Annotated in this window: 12 protein-coding genes; 4 read left to right on the top strand and 8 right to left on the bottom strand. The window is 71.4% G+C overall.

Annotated elements, in window-relative coordinates:
* Positions 1-238: 238 nt before the first annotated feature.
* Positions 239-4,099, top strand: a complete 3,861-nt coding sequence (locus EAE32_RS02335) for a S8 family serine peptidase (protein ID WP_121864065.1) — start codon at positions 239-241, stop codon at positions 4,097-4,099.
* A 258-nt stretch (positions 4,100-4,357) separates the two neighbouring features.
* On the opposite strand, the gene EAE32_RS02330 is transcribed toward EAE32_RS02335, so the two are convergent.
* Entirely contained in the window at positions 4,358-5,536 is a 1,179-nt protein-coding gene (locus EAE32_RS02330; RefSeq protein WP_121845886.1) for a polysaccharide pyruvyl transferase family protein, read from the bottom strand.
* 184 nt (positions 5,537-5,720) lie between these two features.
* On the opposite strand from EAE32_RS02330, the gene EAE32_RS02325 reads away from it, so the two are divergent.
* On the top strand, positions 5,721-7,214 hold the full coding sequence (locus EAE32_RS02325; protein ID WP_121845887.1) for an amino acid permease: 1,494 nt from the start codon (positions 5,721-5,723) through the stop codon (positions 7,212-7,214).
* Positions 7,215-7,221: 7 nt separating this feature from the next.
* Here the strand turns inward: EAE32_RS02325 and ald are convergent, their stop codons facing one another.
* The 4 genes from ald to EAE32_RS02305 form a co-directional block, all read right to left on the bottom strand.
* Positions 7,222-8,310, bottom strand: a complete 1,089-nt coding sequence (gene ald, locus EAE32_RS02320; RefSeq protein ID WP_121864064.1) for an alanine dehydrogenase — start codon at positions 8,308-8,310, stop codon at positions 7,222-7,224.
* Between the two features lie 176 nt (positions 8,311-8,486).
* Complete coding sequence (locus EAE32_RS02315; RefSeq protein ID WP_243635543.1) at positions 8,487-8,909, bottom strand: DUF3151 domain-containing protein; 423 nt, start codon at positions 8,907-8,909, stop codon at positions 8,487-8,489.
* A 127-nt stretch (positions 8,910-9,036) separates the two neighbouring features.
* A complete protein-coding gene (gene fbaA, locus EAE32_RS02310) occupies positions 9,037-10,059 on the bottom strand; it encodes a class II fructose-bisphosphate aldolase (protein WP_121845892.1) in 1,023 nt (340 codons plus the stop codon).
* 180 nt (positions 10,060-10,239) lie between these two features.
* Positions 10,240-11,601 (bottom strand): lipase family protein, encoded by a 1,362-nt coding sequence (locus EAE32_RS02305; RefSeq protein ID WP_121864062.1) that lies wholly within the window; start codon positions 11,599-11,601, stop codon positions 10,240-10,242.
* Between the two features lie 295 nt (positions 11,602-11,896).
* Between EAE32_RS02305 and EAE32_RS02300 the strand changes: the two genes are divergently transcribed.
* Entirely contained in the window at positions 11,897-13,033 is a 1,137-nt protein-coding gene (locus tag EAE32_RS02300; protein WP_121864061.1) for a diaminopropionate ammonia-lyase, read from the top strand.
* Between the two features lie 39 nt (positions 13,034-13,072).
* Positions 13,073-14,029, top strand: coding sequence for a LysR family transcriptional regulator (locus tag EAE32_RS02295; protein WP_121864060.1), 957 nt, complete (start codon positions 13,073-13,075; stop codon positions 14,027-14,029).
* 157 nt (positions 14,030-14,186) lie between these two features.
* On the opposite strand, the gene EAE32_RS02290 is transcribed toward EAE32_RS02295, so the two are convergent.
* The 3 genes from EAE32_RS02290 to EAE32_RS02280 form a co-directional block, all read right to left on the bottom strand.
* Positions 14,187-14,831 carry a TrmH family RNA methyltransferase gene (locus EAE32_RS02290; protein ID WP_121864757.1) on the bottom strand — a complete coding sequence of 215 codons (645 nt, stop codon included), beginning with the start codon at positions 14,829-14,831 and terminating at the stop codon, positions 14,187-14,189.
* Positions 14,832-14,910: 79 nt separating this feature from the next.
* Positions 14,911-15,492, bottom strand: a complete 582-nt coding sequence (pyrE, locus tag EAE32_RS02285; RefSeq protein WP_121864059.1) for an orotate phosphoribosyltransferase — start codon at positions 15,490-15,492, stop codon at positions 14,911-14,913.
* Between the two features lie 196 nt (positions 15,493-15,688).
* Positions 15,689-16,312: a thymidine kinase gene (locus EAE32_RS02280; protein WP_121864058.1), complete on the bottom strand. Its 624-nt coding sequence runs from the start codon at positions 16,310-16,312 to the stop codon at positions 15,689-15,691.
* Positions 16,313-16,429 lie beyond the last annotated feature (117 nt).

The raw sequence follows: 16,429 nt of genomic DNA, 5'->3' as shown, positions 1-16,429 counted from the left end.
ACGGGACGGACCTCCGCGGGGCGCGAGATGGGCCGCCGGAACGGCGGCCACCACCGGGGGCCTGGCGGTCAGAGCCGGAGAACAGTAGCGGATGACCTGCTCAAACGTCCCGTGCCCACCGTTTCCAGGTGCAACACAGGGACTTTTGACGAAATCGTTGCTTTTCAATGATTCAGGGCTCAGGCTGAGGCCATTGTGATGCGCCTCACGGCATCCCCCGAATGTCAAAGGAAGACCCATGAATCACGAGACACGCCCCGGGCGAGGCAGGGCCGTCAAGACCTGCCTGGCCACCACACTGGGCCTCACACTGGCGCTGGGCACGGTGCTGCCGGCCAGCGCCGTGGAGATCCCACCCGCCCCCACCACGGATGACCTCAACCCCCAGAACCCCGACAACCTCATCGACTCCGAGCTGAAGAAGGCGGAGGGGCAGGTGGCGGTGTTCGTGCAGCTGAAGGGCCCCGGTGCGTTCGAGGCCACTCAACCGGCGGGCGTCCGCTCCGGGGTCCAGAACCCGGTGCAGGCCGCTGCGCAGGTCAGGGCCATCCGCCAGTCCGTGGACCAGGCCGCCACGTCCCTGGCCTCCGAGTCCCGGGCGAACCTCATGTACACCACGGCCAACGCGATGCGCGGCGCAGCCCTCAAGGGCGACGCCGCGCAGCTGCGTGAGCTGGCCAAGCGCTCCGACGTGGTCAAGATCTCCAAGATCGTCCCCAAGTACCGCAACAACGCGGGTTCGGTCATCGACACCAAGGCCCTCAACGCGTGGACCCAGACCGGCCAGACCGGCAAGGGAGTCAAGGTCGCCGTCATCGACTCCGGTCTCGACTACACCCACGCCGACTTCGGCGGGCCGGGCACCGCGGACGGCTACAAGAAGGCCAAAGCCTCGACCGACCTGCCGGCCAAGGACTCGGGTCTGTACGACCCCGCCAAGTTCCTGGGCGGCTACGACCTCGCCGGCGACGACTACGACGCCCGGGTGGCCAGCAGCACACCGAAGCCGGACACCAACCCCCTGGACTGCGAACTGGGCGGCCACGGCACCCACGTGGCCGGCACCACGGCGGGCTACGGCGTGGGCGCGGACGGCAAGACGTTCAAGGGCGACTTCACCAAGCTCACCGCCGAACAGGTGGGGAAGATGAAGATCGGCCCGGGCACCGCACCCGAGGCCCAGTTGATGAGCTTCCGCGTCTTCGGCTGCGAGGGTTCCACCAACCTGACCATGGAGGCGCTGGACCGCACCCTGGATCCCAACATGGACGGGAACTTCGCGGACAAGGCGGACATCGTCAACATGTCTCTGGGCTCCGACTTCGGACCGGCCGCGGATCCTCAGAACGACCTCATCGATGCCCTGTCCCGCCAGGGCATCCTCTCCGTGATCGCCGCCGGCAACGCCGGGGACTTCCACGAGATCTCCGGGTCCCCGGGCAGCGCCCGCTCCGCTCTGACGGTTGCCAACTCGCAGGGCAGCACCGCTGTGCAGGACAAGGCCGAGGGCCTCTCCCCGGACAGCGCCAAGGGTGAGCTGACCGGTTCCTACAGCGGCAGCTACGACTACCGGGGTGCCAAGCCCGAGGACCTGCAGGGTGACGTGGTGGCGGCACCCGCCGACAACAAGTTCGGCTGCACCCCCTTCTCGCAGAACTTCGCGGGCAAGTGGGTCATGCTCGACTGGGAGGACAACGGTCCGTTCCCGTGCGGCTCGAAGGTCCGCTTCGACAACGTGGCGGCCGCCGGCGGCAAGGGCGTCGTCCTCGAGTCCGACTACACGGTGGACCCCTCGGCCATCGCGGGCAACGCCAAGATCCCGGGGCTGCTCATGGGCAAGAAGTCCGTGGACAAGATCAAGCCCGCGGTCCAGGCCGGCGGGGCGAAGATCAAGCTGGCCCCCGAGTGGATCGGTGCCGCCCGGGCGGAAACCGGTCACAAGGACCAGGTCAACGACTCCACCTCTCGCGGCCAGCACGGCAGCAACGGCGTCATCAAGCCGGACGTCGCGGCTCCCGGCACGAACATCGGCTCCGCCGGTGTGGCCCAGGGCAACGGCGTGGCGGTCATGACCGGCACCTCGATGGCCACCCCGCACGTGGCGGGCATCGCCGCGCTGGTGCAACAGAAGCACCAGAACTACAGCGTCCAGAACGTCAAGGCCGCCATCATGAACTCGGCCGTCCAGGACGTGCACGCCGCGAACGGCAAGACCTCCGCCGTGGACCGCGTGGGCTCCGGCCGCGTGGATGCGCTGCGCGCCGTGAACCAGGACGTGATGGTCTACGACAAGGCGGACGCCTCGGTGGTCTCCTCGACCTTCGGGGTCACCGAGATCAAGGACGGCAAGGAGACCTTTGCCCGGGAGCTGGTGCTGGACAACACCGGCGCTGCCGCCCACACCTACAAGGTGCGCTTCGACGCCTCCACGGACGTCCCGGGAGTGACCATCTCCGCTCCCGCGTCCGTGACCGTGCCCAAGGGTGGCAAGACCACCGTCAAGGTGACGGCCACCGTGGACCGGGCGCAGCTCGAGAAGACCCACGACCCCTCGGAGGCCGTGACCCAGCTGGGTCTCGCACGCCAGTTCCTGGCCTCCGAGTCCGGCCGCCTGGTGCTGACCGAGAACGGGCAGGACATGCGCCTGCCCATGTCGATCGCCCCGAAGCCCGCCGCGGACATGCGCGTGGACAACGCCAAGCTGGACCAGTGGGACAAGGACGGCAAGACGTCCGTGTCCCTGAGCGGCACCGGGCTGGACCAGGGTGGCTGGAAGTCCGCCGTGGGTGCCTTCGAACTGGGTGGGAAGTCGGACCGTCTGGACTCCACCAAGCTGGCGGGCGGCAACTCCCAGTTCGCCGACCTGCAGTACGTGGGCGCCTCCTCCAACCTCCCGCAGCTGAAGGCGGAAGGCGGGGACGCCGCCAAGAACGGCATGATCAACTTCGGCATCTCCAGCTGGGGCAACGCTTCCACGATGAAGCCCGACACGGAGATGGAGATCGCCATCGACTCCACCGGTGACGGCCGGCCCGACAACTACGTGGCCCTGGGCCGAGTGGACGGTCTGGACTACCCGGTGGCGAACCTCTACGGCTTCGTCAACGGCGAGCTCAAGGTGATCGACCGCCAGCCGGTCAACGGCTCCTGGGGCGACACCGACACCAACACGTTCGACACCAACGCCGTGGTGCTGCCGGCCAGCGCCTCGAAGCTGGGCATCGACCCCGCCAAGAAGGACACCAAGCTGAGCTACCGGGTGGCCACGTACTCCGCGAACATCGACGGCGCGGTGGACCGCTCGAACACGATCAGCTTCAACCCGGTCAACCCCAAGGTGTCCTTCACCGGCGAGAAGTTCAACGACTCCCTGTTCACGGACCTGCCCGGCAAGAAGCTGACCGCGCAGCGCGGCTCGGCCACCGCCGAGGGCGAGGCCCTGTTCCTGCACCTGCACAACGGCACCGGTGACCTGGCCGGTATCCACAAGGGTGAGGACGGCGCCAAGGCCGAGGTGAAGCGCATCGAGCCGGCCGCGAAGGCCCCCGACACGCAGAACCCCATGTTCAAGGACGTCCCGAAGGACTACGTCTTCTACTCGGAGATCTCCTGGCTGGCGAACAAGGGCATCACCAAGGGTTGGCCGGACGGCACCTTCCGCCCCACCCAGGCTGTGCAGCGTGACCAGATGGCCGCGTTCCTCTACCGCATGGCCGGTTCCCCGCAGTACACCGCTCCCTCCAAGTCCCCCTTCAAGGACGTGCCCACCAACCACGTGTTCTACAAGGAGATCTCCTGGCTGAGTGAGCAGGGCATCACCAAGGGCTGGTCGGACGGCACCTTCCGCCCCACCCAGCAGATCAGCCGCGAGCAGATGGCGGCGTTCTTCTACCGGATGGCGGGCTCCCCGGCGTACACCGCCCCGAAGGTCTCCCCCTTCAAGGACGTGCCCACCCACCACGTGTTCTACAAGGAGATCTCGTGGATGAACAGCCAGGGCATCGCCAAGGGCTGGCCGGACGGCACCTTCCGTCCCACCCAGGCCGTGAAGCGCGACCAGATGGCCGCGTTCCTCTTCCGCTACGACCAGCTGAAGTAGGCACCGTGGGTGGGAGTCGGCCGCACCGCTGACTCCCGGTCGCCAAGGGCCCCGTTCCATCCACAGTGGATGGAACGGGGCCCTTGTTCGTGCCCTGCGCTGCGGGCGCACCGGCTTCCGGGGTCCCCGAGCGACGGCGCCCCCCTGCCCCGGTGCGGCGGCGCCCCGTCAGCGGCTCGACGGCGCTGCATTGGCCCGGGGGCTTGAGGCTCGAGGCTTGAGGCTTGAGGCTTGAGGCCGCAGCGTCCCGGTGACCCGTCAGCGGCCGTAGAGGGTGACCGCCTCGTCCCGCTTGGCCCGCACCGCCTCGGCGAATCCCGCCGGGACCCGCAGCCGCTCCAGGCCCACGGTCGCCATCTCCGGGCCGGCGTGGACCACGGACCAGCGGGAACCGGCATCGACCACGGAACGGTGCTTGACGTCGTAGTACCCGGGCTTGCCGCTGAGCGCCACACCCCGGGCCCCGTGCAGTGCACCCACCAGGTGGTGGTGGAAGCGCGTGGTCAGCCACACCTGGTGCGGGCCGAGGGTGAAGTCCCCGTCCCACGCGGCCTGGAAGGGGATGAAACCGTCCGGGGCGACGACGTCGCGCAGCCGGTCGTAGCCCACGTGATCGTCCCCGGGGATCGCCTCCAGGTAGCGCACGGACTCGCGGGGAAGGTCCCACTGCCGCAGCTGGGCCCTGGTGAAGTCCAGCATGCGCTCGAAGGCTCCTTCACCCAGGGTGTTGGACTGCACGCACACCACCACCTCGCTCGGCGTGCCCCCGGCAGCGCGCCGGTGGCGGGAACCGGCTCCCCGGTGCCCGGCGAGCATGCCGTGGGCGCGTGCGTGGCGCGGGTCCTCGGCCAGGAGGAAGGCGTCGTCGAAGCCCAGGGGAACTCCCGCGGCCTCCGCGCTGGGGCTGTCCCGCACGCTGAGGTGGTCCAGGTCCGAGAGGGGATCCCCGGCGAACGGCATGAGCCCCTGGCCGGTGGCGAACAGCCGTGCCCCGGTGAGATCGCGCACCGCGCGCATGGCCTCCACGATCCGCAGGTTCTTGGGCCAGTCCCGGTGCAGCACCCCGCCGCCCAGCAGGTGCAGGGTGCCGGCCGCGCGCAGGGCGAGCAGCCCGGCGTCGTACTTGGGGGAGCCGAGGTCCTCGACGAGGCTGCGCAGGGAGCGCTCCGAGCCGTGGTCCATCTCGTGCAGGGCGCGGAAGAGCGTGTTGACCACGTGCAGGCGCGGGTGGAGGCCGCGCAGCAGGGCCGTGACGGTCCCCGGTTCGCGCACGTCCAGCCAGACGTCCGTGGTGGGTGCGACCTTCGCGAGGTGGTTGACCCACGTGGCCGCGATCAGTTCGTCCCCGAAGTTCGGGAAGCCCGCCCACGAGATCAGGTAGACGGGGGGCTTGCGGGTGGGAGGCACGCGCCGGTGGTCCGGGAGGAGGTTGCGCATGGACGCAGGGTACCCGTGGGCCGGTGTGCCCGGACGAGGATGACGAGCCACCGCCCGGACGGAACAGCTCGGCGACGGCGCCGCGGCACGGCCCACGGGTGCGTCCCGCTCCCACGCGGAGCCGGGATGTGGCTGCCCCGGGTGAGTCCGCCAGGGCCCCGGGCAGCCGGTAACCTTTTCTCCCATGACCACGCCCCATTCCTCCCAGGACGCCGCCCCCGCCCACGGGTCGTCCAGTGTGACCCAGGGAGGCAACCGCGAGCACACCCCGCACGTGCCCCCGAAGCCCGAGCAGGGCAACTACCTCAAGCCCCGTCACCTGGTGATGATGGCACTCGGCTCCGCGATCGGCACCGGGCTGTTCGTGGGCACGGGGGCCGCGATCAGGACGGCGGGCCCCGCGGTGCTGATCTCGTACCTCGTGGCGTGCACGCTGCTGGTACTCGTGATGCGGGCCCTGGGCGAGATGGCGGCGGCGGACCCGTCCTCCGGGGCGTTCTCCACCTACGCGGGCAAGGCGCTGGGTCCCACGGCCGGCCGCGCGCTCGGGTGGCTGTGGTGGGCGCAGATCGTGGTGGTCGTGGCCGCGGAGGCCACCGCCGCCGCCCAACTCGTGACGGAGCTGTGGCCCGGCCTGCCCCAGTGGGCGTGGGCGCTGGTCTTCATGGTCGGGTTCACCGTGGTCAACCTGGTGCGCGTGGGCACCCTGGGCGAGGCCGAGTTCTGGTTCGCCCTGCTCAAGGTGGCCGCCGTGGTGGGCTTCCTGCTGGTGGGCATCCTCTTCCTCGTGGACGTGCTGCCCGCCCCCAGCCCGGGGCTGTCCAACCTCACGGCGCACGGCGGGTTCATGCCCAACGGACTCACGGGGGTGGCCTCCGCGCTGCTCGTTGTGGTCTTCGCGTTCGGGGGCACCGAGCTCGTCACCATTGCCGCGGCGGAGACCGAGGACCCACAGAAGAACGTGGCGGATGCCATCCGCACCATCCTGGTGCGCATCCTGATCTTCTACGTGGGCTCCGTGTCCGTGATGGTTCTGGTGCTGCCGTGGAACAACGAGGGCCTCTCCTCCAGTCCCTTCGTGGCAGTCCTGGCGGAGGCCGGGATCCCCGGCGCGGACGTCCTGATGACCGTGGTGATCATCCTGGCGCTGCTCTCGGCGCTGAACGCCAACATCTACGGCAGTTCGCGCATGCTCTTCTCCCTGGCCCGCCGCGGCTCCGCCCCGCGCCTCCTGGGCGCCACCACGGACCGCGGTGTGCCCCGCGCCGCCGTGGTCACGTCCGTGGTGTTCGGCTTCGTCGCGGTGGTGCTCAACTACCTGTGGCCGGAGACCGTGCTGAATGCGATGCTCAACCTGCTCGGCTCCACGTGCCTGGTGGTCTGGGGCGTCGCGCTGGTCTCCCAGATCATTCTCCGCAGGCGTGCGGACCGCGCCGGGGTCTCCTCACCACTGAAGATGTGGGCCTTCCCGTGGCTGTCCTACGTGGCCCTGGCACTGCTCGCGGCCATCGTGGTGCTGGGCCTGCTGGACTCCGCGGTGCGCATCCAGTTCATCGCCACGTTCATCCTGGTCTGCCTGATCGCGCTGGCCTGCAAGCTGCTCATCCGGGGTGACGACGACGCCGCGGCGCCCCGGAGCGCGACGTCCGTCGAGGACGACGTCGCACCCCGGGTCTAGCGGAGCATCACCCGGCGGCAGGCAGATCCGGGAAGGCCGCGGCCACACCCGGCGAGTGGAGCCGGCCGGCGCGGGTCGAGAGCCCGGTGGCGAGAGCGGCGTCGTCGGCCAGGGCGGCGTCGATGCCGCCTGCGAGGCGCATGACGTACGGCGTGGTGGCGTGCGTGAGCGCCTGCGTGGCCGTGACGGGGACCGCGCCCGGGAGGTTGGCCACGCAGTAGTGACGGATGCCGTCCACGGAATACACGGGGTCGTGGTAGGAGGTGGGCTGCGTGGTCTCGAAGCAGCCACCCTGGTCCACGGCCACGTCCACCATGAGGGCGTGGGGCTTGAGCAGGGGCAGGTGCTCGCGCCGCACGAGCTTGGGTGCGGCGGCGCCGGGGATGAGGACGGAACCCACGACCACGTCCGCGCGCGGCAGCTCCTCCTCGATCCGGTGGGCGTCGCTCATGAGCACGCGGGCGTTCGGGAACAGCGCATCGAGCTGGCGCAGGCGGTCGCCGTTGGCCTCCAGGATGGTGACGTCCGCGCCGGCGCCCACCGCGGCCCGGGCGACGTGCTCGCCCACCGTGCCGCCGCCGATCACCAGGACCGTGGCGGGCACCACGCCCGGCACGCGGCCCAGCAGGATGCCGGGCCCGCCCGCGTGGAACTGCAGGTGGTGCGCGGCGTTCGCAATGGCCAGGCGCCCCGCGATCTCGGACATCGGGCGCAGCAGCGGCAGTGTGCGGCCCACGCGGACGGTCTCGTAGGCGATGCCGGTGACGCCGCTGTCCAGCATGGCCTCCGTGAGGGGCCTGCTCGCGGCCAGGTGGAGGTAGGTGAAGAGGGTGAGGTCCGGGCGGAGGAAGCCGTACTCGGGGCCCACCGGTTCCTTGACCTTGACCAGCAGCTCGGCCCGGGCCCAGGCGTCCTCCTGGGTGGTGAGCCGGGCGCCGGCGGCGGTGTAGTCGTCGTCGGAGAAGCCCGCGCCCAGACCGGCGCCCTCCTCCACGAAGACCTCGTGGCCCTGCGCCGTGAGGGAGGTGACCATGGTGGGCGTGAGGCCCACGCGGGCCTCCTCGGGCTTGATCTCGCGGGGTACGGAGATTCTCATGAGTGCGTGCTCCTTAATGGGGCGCGCGTACCCGAGGGGATGTGCTCGGGCTCGGCGGTGAGCCCCGTGCGGTGTCCCCATTGTCTCGCGCGGCACCGGGCGCTGCCAGGGAGCGCGCGAACATGACCGGGCGCCCGTCCTCGTGAGGTCGGGCGCCCGGGAGTGCGGTCTGAGGCTCAGCGGGCCTGGATCTGGGCGGCGGCCTCCGGGTCCGAGTCGTTGAGGAACTTCTCGATCCGCGCGGCCTCGTCCGTCTCGCCGATCTGCGCGGCGGCCTGGCCGAGCGCGGCGAGCGCCCGCAGGAACCCGCGGTTGGGCTCGTGGGCATAGGGCACCGCACCGTGGCCCTTCCAGCCGTGGGCCCGCAGGGAGTCCAGGCCGCGGTGGTAGCCCACGCGCGCGTACGCATAGCCCTCCAGGGTGCGGCCGTCCGCGAGCGCCTCCTCCGCGAGGATCGCCCACGGCAGCTGCTCCTTGGGGAACGCGGCGGCGAGGTCCTCGGCCTCGTCCCCGGCCTCGAAGCGCGCGGTGAGCTCCTGGTTCTCCTCCAGGTGGGTGGGAGCGGGTTCGTCCAGCAGGTTCTTGCCGAGCAGTGCCACGGTGGTTCCTTTCCACGGTCGTGCGGGGTTCGCTGCCACTGTACGCACGGCGGACGACGCCGCTCCACAGCACAGCGGTGCCCCGCACGACGTCGTGCGGGGCACCGGGTGTGGCGCGGAGCGGGACCTACTTGATGGAGGTGCCCGCCGAGCCGAGGTTCTGGCAGGCCTCCACCACGCGGGCGGCCATGCCGGCTTCGGCGTCGGCACCCCACACGCGGGGGTCGTACTTCTTCTTGTTGCCGACCTCGCCGTCGATCTTCAGGACGCCGTCGTAGTTGCTCAGCATGAAGCCGGCCACGGGGCGGGTGAACGCGTACTGGGTGTCCGTGTCCACGTTCATCTTGATCACGCCGTAGGACACCGCGTCCGCGATCTCCTGGGCGGTGGAGCCGGAGCCGCCGTGGAACACGAGGTCGAACGGGCGGTCCTTGCCGATCTGCTTGCCCACCTCGTCCTGGATCTCCTTGAGCAGCTCCGGGCGCAGGCGCACGTTGCCGGGCTTGTAGACGCCGTGGACGTTGCCGAAGGTCAGGGCGGTGATGTAGCGGCCCTTCTCACCGGCACCGAGCGCCTCGATGGTCTTCATGCCGTCCGCCACGGTGGTGTAGAGCGAGTCGTTGATCTCACCGACCACGCCGTCCTCCTCGCCGCCGACGGCGCCGATCTCCACCTCCAGGATGATGTGCGCCTTGTTCGTGCGCTCGAGCAGCTCCTGGGCGATCTTCAGGTTCTCGTCCAGGGCGATCGCGGAGCCGTCCCACATGTGGGACTGGAAGATGGGGTCCTCGCCGCGGGCCACGGCCTTCTCGGACTCGGCCAGCAGCGGGAGGACGAAGCCCTCGAGCTTGTCCTGCGGGCAGTGGTCGGTGTGCAGGGCGATGTTGACGTCGTACTTCTTGGCCACCTCGCGGGCGAACGCGGCCATGGCGAGCGAACCGGTGACCATGTCCTTCACGGAGGATCCGGACCAGTACGCGGCGCCACCGGTGGACGCCTGGATGATGCCGTCCGAGCCGGCCTCGGCGAAACCGCGGATCGCGGCGTTGAGCGTCTGCGAGGAGGTCACGTTGATGGCCGGGTACGCGAAGCCCTTCTCCTTGGCCCGGTCGATCATCTCGGAGTAAACGTCAGGGGTTGCGATGGGCATGGAGTGCTCCTTCTTCTGGGTTCCCGATGCACGGTTGGACCGTGGCCTGAGGCCTCTTCCCAGTCTAGTGCGCGGGTCTGCTCACGGGCCGGGAGGGCACCGGGAACCGCAGTGATTTCCTGGGCGGGGACCAGCCGCGGACCGGGGCCGAGTGGCTCCGGTCCGCGGCGTCAGCTCCGGTCAGAGCCGCCAGCACGAGCTGGTCTGAGGGATGCCGTTGAAGCGGGCGTCCAGGTAGGCGAGCATCGAGGGGATGCCCTCCACGTAGCCGCCCAGGTGGGTGGGTGTGGCGAGGGTCTGCATCGAGACGTTGCTCCCGGAGGCGCACCAGTCCTTGGCGAGGTTACGTCCCGCCTGGTAGGGCACGACGTCGTCGGTCAGGCCGTGCGCGATGCGCACCGGGACGCGCGGGTGGCGGCCCGCCGCGCCGTTGGTCTGCTCGTCCAGGTACGCCTTCAGCTCAGGGTCACCCAGCAGCTGGGAGAACGAGCGGCCGTCCGTGGTGAGCTTCGTGGAGCGCACCAGGGCCTCCCCCAGGACGGTGCCGATCACACAGCTGTCCTGTGCCTTGTCGTAGCGCCGCTGGCCGTCCGCGTTGAGCTTGCCGCGCACGTCCACCCCGGAGTCCTGGGCGGCGCCCATCACGTAGAGGGACAGGCCCGTGAACAGGGTGGAGTCGATCTTCTTGCCGGTGGCGGCCAGGCCTGCCGGGGGCGCACCCACCCACGCGCTCTTGAGCTGCAGCTCGGGCGCGTACTCGGAGGCACTCTCCACTGCCGACGCCGTGGCCCCGCCGCCCTGCGAGTACCCCACCGCGGCCACGGGGGTGGTGGCGTCCATGCCCTTCACCCCGAGGCGTTGCGCGGCACGCACCGCGTCCAGGACGGCGTGGGCCTGGTCCACGCGGTTCATGTAGGTGTGGGTGCCCTCGGTGCCCAACCCGATGTAGTCCGGCACCACCACGTTGTACCCGGCGTTGACCAGCCCGGAGACATTGATGCCCTCGTAGTTGGTGCCCATGGCGAGCTGGCGGGAGGGCGCACACGAGTCACCCATGCCCTGGGTGCCCGGGGACAGCACCACGAGCGGGCGCGGGCTGGACTTGCGCCACGCGTTCTTGGACTGCAGCACGGTGCCGCTCGCGGGCACGGCCTGGTTCTTGCTGTTCGTGGTCTTGTACATGACGCGCGTGGCGGACGCATTCGGCTTGATGAGCTTCACCGGGTCTACGTAGAAGGTGGAGGGCTCGGAGCGCACCACGTCCCCGTTGGTGGCCGGCAGCTGGGCCGGGGTGCTGTAGAAGTCCGCGTCCGTGGAGCCGCGCAGCTTCTGCAGGGCGTCCTCACGGGTCACGTCCCCGCGCGTGAGGCCCTCGTCCTTGAGCACCTGGTCCTGTTCGCTGCGGGGCAGCTCGGAGAAGCCCCCGTCCGGGGTGGTCTCCGCGTGGGCGGGCTGCAGTCCTGCGAGCAGCAGCCCGGCGCCGAGCGCCAGCGCACCCGCCGATCGTCGAAGGGGCAGGGGCCGTGTGGTCGATCGTGACATGGTCGTGTGACCCTTTCGTAGTGTGATGCGACTCACAGGACCCTACGGTAACTTCCCACCCCTGGCCATAGCCGCTCGGGCAGGCCTGCCCGCAACCCCCGCGCCGGTGACGTGGCACGACGCCGCCTCTCCCCACCGCCCGCACGCCACCATCCGCCCGTCCTGGGCGCGACGCACGGGCCATCCGCCGGTTCCAGTGCCACCGTCTGCATGTGCTGATGGTGAAGTAAGTACGGCCACTGACGTCCCAAAAATCCCGCTTTTCTTGTGCTTTCTGCCCCGGGGGCATGGAGGCATGACCTCGACACAGACCGCCGCCCCGTACCTCAACCCCCGCGCCGCCCAATGGCGTACATCCGCCACGACGGCCTGCGCCCTCGGCCTGCACCGGAGCATGACCGGCTACGCCCCCACCACCCTGCGCGAGCTGCCCGGGCTCGCGCGGGAGCTCGGCGTGGGCCGCGTGGTCGTGAAGGACGAGTCCGACCGGCTGGGACTGCCGGCGTTCAAGATCCTCGGGGCGTCCTGGGCGGTGTGCCGCGTCGTCGCCCGGCGCATCGACCTCCCCGCCGCGCACCTCACCGTGGAGTCCCTGCGCGCCGCGCTGGACGCCGCCGGCTCCCCGGAGCTCACCGTCGTGACGGCGACGGACGGCAACCACGGCCGCGCCGTGGCCCGCATGGCCTCGATGCTGGGGCTGCGGGCGCGCGTGTACATCCCGCGCGGCGTCGGCGAGTCCGCCGTCCGGGCCATCGAGGCGGAGGGCGCCCCGGTGCTGCCCGGCGGGCCCACGTACGACGACGCCGTGGCCACCGCCGCCGCCTCGGCCACCGGCCCCGACCAGTTGCTGGTGCAGGACACCTCCTGGCCCGGCTACGAGGAGGTGCCGCGCTGGATCGTGGAGGGCTACACCGCCCTGTTCGCGGAGGCGGACGAGCAGCTCGCCGCCCTCGGAGCCCACGGCGCGGACCTGGTGGCCTGCCCGGTGGGTGTCGGAGCACTCGCCCACGCCATGGTGGAGCACTACCGGGGCACCACCCGCGGCGGCGCGGCACTGCTGACCGTGGAGCCGCGCACCGCGGACTGCGTGGCCCAGTCCCTGAAGGCCGGGGAGCCCGTCACCGTGGACACCTCCGCCCACACGGTGATGGCCGGACTCAACTGCGGGACCCCCTCCGGCATCGGGTGGCCCGCACTGCGGGACGGCGTGAGCGCGGCCGTCTCCGTGACGGAGGAGGAGTGCCGCCGCGCCGTGGCCGACCTGCAGGAGCTGGGGCAGGACTCGGGACCGTGCGGAGCGGCGTCGTTGGCGGGGGTGCGGGAGCTGCTGGCCACCCCCGGTGCCCGGGAGGAGCTGGGGCTGGACGGCGGCTCCACCGTGCTGCTCATCAGCACGGAGGGCCTGAGCGCCAACCCCCTGCCCGCCGCGTGACACACTGACCGGGACCGTTTCCCACGAAGGAGGTCCGCCGTGCTGAATGCGGACCGGCTCAGGATCCTGGCCGAGCTCAGCCGCCGTGGCACGCTGCGCGCCGTGGCCGAGTCCCTGTCCTACAGCACGTCCGCGGTTTCCCAGCAGCTGCACCAGCTCGAGAAGGACGTGGGGGTCCCGCTCGTGGCGCGCGCGGGACGACGCCTCGTGCTCACGGACCAGGGCACGGTCCTGGCCGCACACGCCCGCACGATCCTCGCGGACATGGAGCGCGCGGAGGCCGATGTCCTCGCCGCCGGCACCGAGCCGCGCGGCACGGTGACCGTGGCCGGGTTCCAGTCCGCCGCCGTGACCCTGGTGCCCGCCGCGCTGAGCGATCTGCACACCCGGCACCCCGGGGTGGACGTGGTCTTCCGGCTCGGGGAGACGGACGAGGCGCTCGCAGCCCTGCCCGGTGCGGGCGTGGACGTGGTGCTCGCGGAGAGCTACCCGGGGGCGGTCGTCCCGCCCGCGCCCGGTGTGGTGCTGGTGCCGCTGCTGCGCGACCCGCTGCGGCTGGCCGTGGGGGCGGAGCGCGCGGCGTCGTTGGACCAGGAGGGGGACGTCCTCGCCCAGCTGGCCGACGCCGCGTGGGCCGCCGACCCGGAGCACACCCCGCCGCGCGCGTGGCTGGGCGAGCAGTGCCGACGCCGCGGCTACGAACCGCGCGTCACGTGCGTCTCCGAGGACCTCGCGGTGCAGGCGGCGTTCGTGGCGGGCGGTCACGCGGTGGCCGTGCTCCCGGAGCTGGCGCTGGACTCCGCCCCCGAGGGGATCGTGACCCTGCCCCTGGGCGATCCCCCGCCGTGCCGCACGGTCACGGCGGCGTGGCGGGAGAGTGCGCGGAACCACCGCGCGGCCCAGGCGGTGCTGGAGGCGCTGCGACGGGCGGCTGACGCGGTCGCGGGACCGGGTGCGGCACCGGTGCGGACACCCCGCACCGTTCCGGAGCGCTGACGGTCGATGATGAGAGCCCCGGGCCCGGGGTTCGCGTCAGCGCGGTGGGCCCGCGCCATCCAGCGCCGTGCTGCACCCTGCCGCGCCATGCCCCCCCCCCGCGCCGTCTCGTGCCGCGCCCCACCCAGCGGTGATGTGCCGTGCCGCGGCGGGCTGCTCAGTCCTCCGCCACCCGCTGGCCGAAGACGTGCCGCCGGATCCAGGCGTGCATGGTCACCGCGGCGGCCGCGCCCGCGTTGATGGAGCGGGTGGAGCCGAACTGCTCGATGGCCAGAACGGCATCCGCCCGCGCCACCAGCTCCTCCGAGACCCCCGGGCCCTCCTGGCCGAACACCAGCACGCAGTGCTCGGGGAGGTCGAACGTCTCGATCAGCTGCGAGCCGGGGACGTTGTCGATCGCGAGCACCGCCAGCCCCTCCCCGCGGGCCCAGTCCATGAACTCGGCGACGCTCGCGTGGTGGCGCACGTGCTGGTAGCGGTCCGTGACCATGGCCCCGCGGCGGTTCCAGCGGCGCCGCCCGATGATGTGCACCTCCCGCGCCAGGAACGCGTTCGCGGTGCGCACCACGGAGCCGATGTTGAAGTCGTGCTCCCAGTTCTCCACCGCCACGTGGAACGCGTGCCGCCGGGAGTCCAGGTCCGCGATGATCGCGTCCATGCGCCAGTAGCGGTACCGGTCCGCCACGTTGCGGCGGTCGCCCTCGCGCAGCAGCTCGGGGTCCCAGTGCTCCCCGGTGGGCCAGTCACCCTGCCACGGGCCGACCCCGACCACGCGGTCCGCAGGCGCGGGTCCGGGGCCCAGGGGCTCGCCCGGCGCCCGGTGGGCCGCAGCGGCGTCGCCCTCGGCCGACCGTGGGCCGGACACGTGCGAGCGGTCCGGGTCAGTCAAGCCCCAGCTCGTCCTTGGAGTAGGCGTACAGGCACGGGACGCCCGCGGTCTCCTCGATGCGCTCCTTGGCGCCGGTGCGGCGGTCCACGATCACGGCCACGGCCACGACGTTCGCGCCCGCCTTCTGCAGCGCCTCCACCGCGGTGAGCGCGGAACCGCCCGTGGTGGAGGTGTCCTCCACGACCACCACGTTGCGGCCCACCACGCTGGGGCCCTCCACCTGGCGGCCCATGCCGTAGGACTTCTGGGCCTTGCGCACCACGAACGTGTCGATCGCCCGGTCCTGGTCCCCGGCGGTGCGCATGATGGCGTTGCCCACGGGGTCCGCGCCCATGGTGAGGCCGCCGGCGGCGTCGAACGCGATGCCCGCCTCGTCCAGCAGGCCCAGCATCACCTGGCCCACGTACCGGGAGGCCTCGTGGTGCAGGGTCACCCGCCGCAGGTCCACGTAGTAGTCCGCCTCGATGCCGCTGGCCAGCGTGACCCTGCCCCGCACCACGGCGAGGTCCTTGATGAGGTCGCGCAGGTGCTCGCGGGCGGTGTCCAGGTCCACGGGGGTGAAGTCGGTGCTCATGGCTCCAGCTTACGGGGCGGCAGGCCAGGACAGCGGGGACGACGACGCCCGGTCACCCCGCGCGGGCCCCCGCGGCCGCCACGGTGCCGGGTTCCGGGAGCGGCCCCGTGGCGGGGCCAGGGCGAGACCGCACACCCGCCCCGCGGGGAGGTGCCGTGCCCGCGGACCCGGCGCAGCGGCGTCGTCAGCGCGGGTCTCAGCCCAGCCGGCCGCCGGACTCGCGCAGGTAGCACGCCGCGCACAGCGACTCGTAGGTCACGGCCACGCCGTCGATGGCCACTTGGTCCCCCTCGAAGACGAAGTCCTCGCCCACGCGCCGCGTGTTGAACAGGGCCTTGCGGCCGCAGCGGCAGATGGTCTTGAGCTCCTCGAGCGAGTGGGCGAGCTCCATGAGGCGCTCGGAGCCCGGGAACGAGCGGGTGCGGAAGTCCGTGCGGATGCCGTACGCCATCACCGGAACCTCCAGGAGCACGGCGATGCGCAGCAGGTCGTCCACCTGCTCGGCTTCCAGGAACTGCGCCTCGTCCACCAGCAGGCACGCCACGGGCTGGGCCGCCACGTGCTCGAGCAGGGCATCGGGGTCATCACCCAGGGCATGACGCTTGAACAGGCCCATGGCGCTCTCACCCGGCGGAATCAGGAAGTCCACCGTGCGGGTGACACCCAGCCGGGAGAGGATCTGGTCCTCGCCCTTGGTGTCCACCTGGGGCTTGGCCAGCAGCACGCGCTGCCCGCGCTCCTCGTAGTTGTAGGCGGCCTGGAGCAGCGCCGTGGATTTCCCGGAGTTCATCGCGCCGTAGCGGAAGTAGAGCTTGGCCACGGTCGGTCAGTCTATCGGCGCCGCGGCCACGACCCCGCCCCGCCCCGCCACCGCGGGGACGACGCCGCAGGGCCGGGTTCCGCGGCCCCCGCACCGGGTGCGTCGGGCCACGCACCC

This window comes from Kocuria tytonicola (genome assembly GCF_003687175.1).
GTDB lineage: Bacteria > Actinomycetota > Actinomycetes > Actinomycetales > Micrococcaceae > Kocuria > Kocuria tytonicola.
This window is presented reverse-complemented; position numbering and strand designations above follow the sequence as displayed.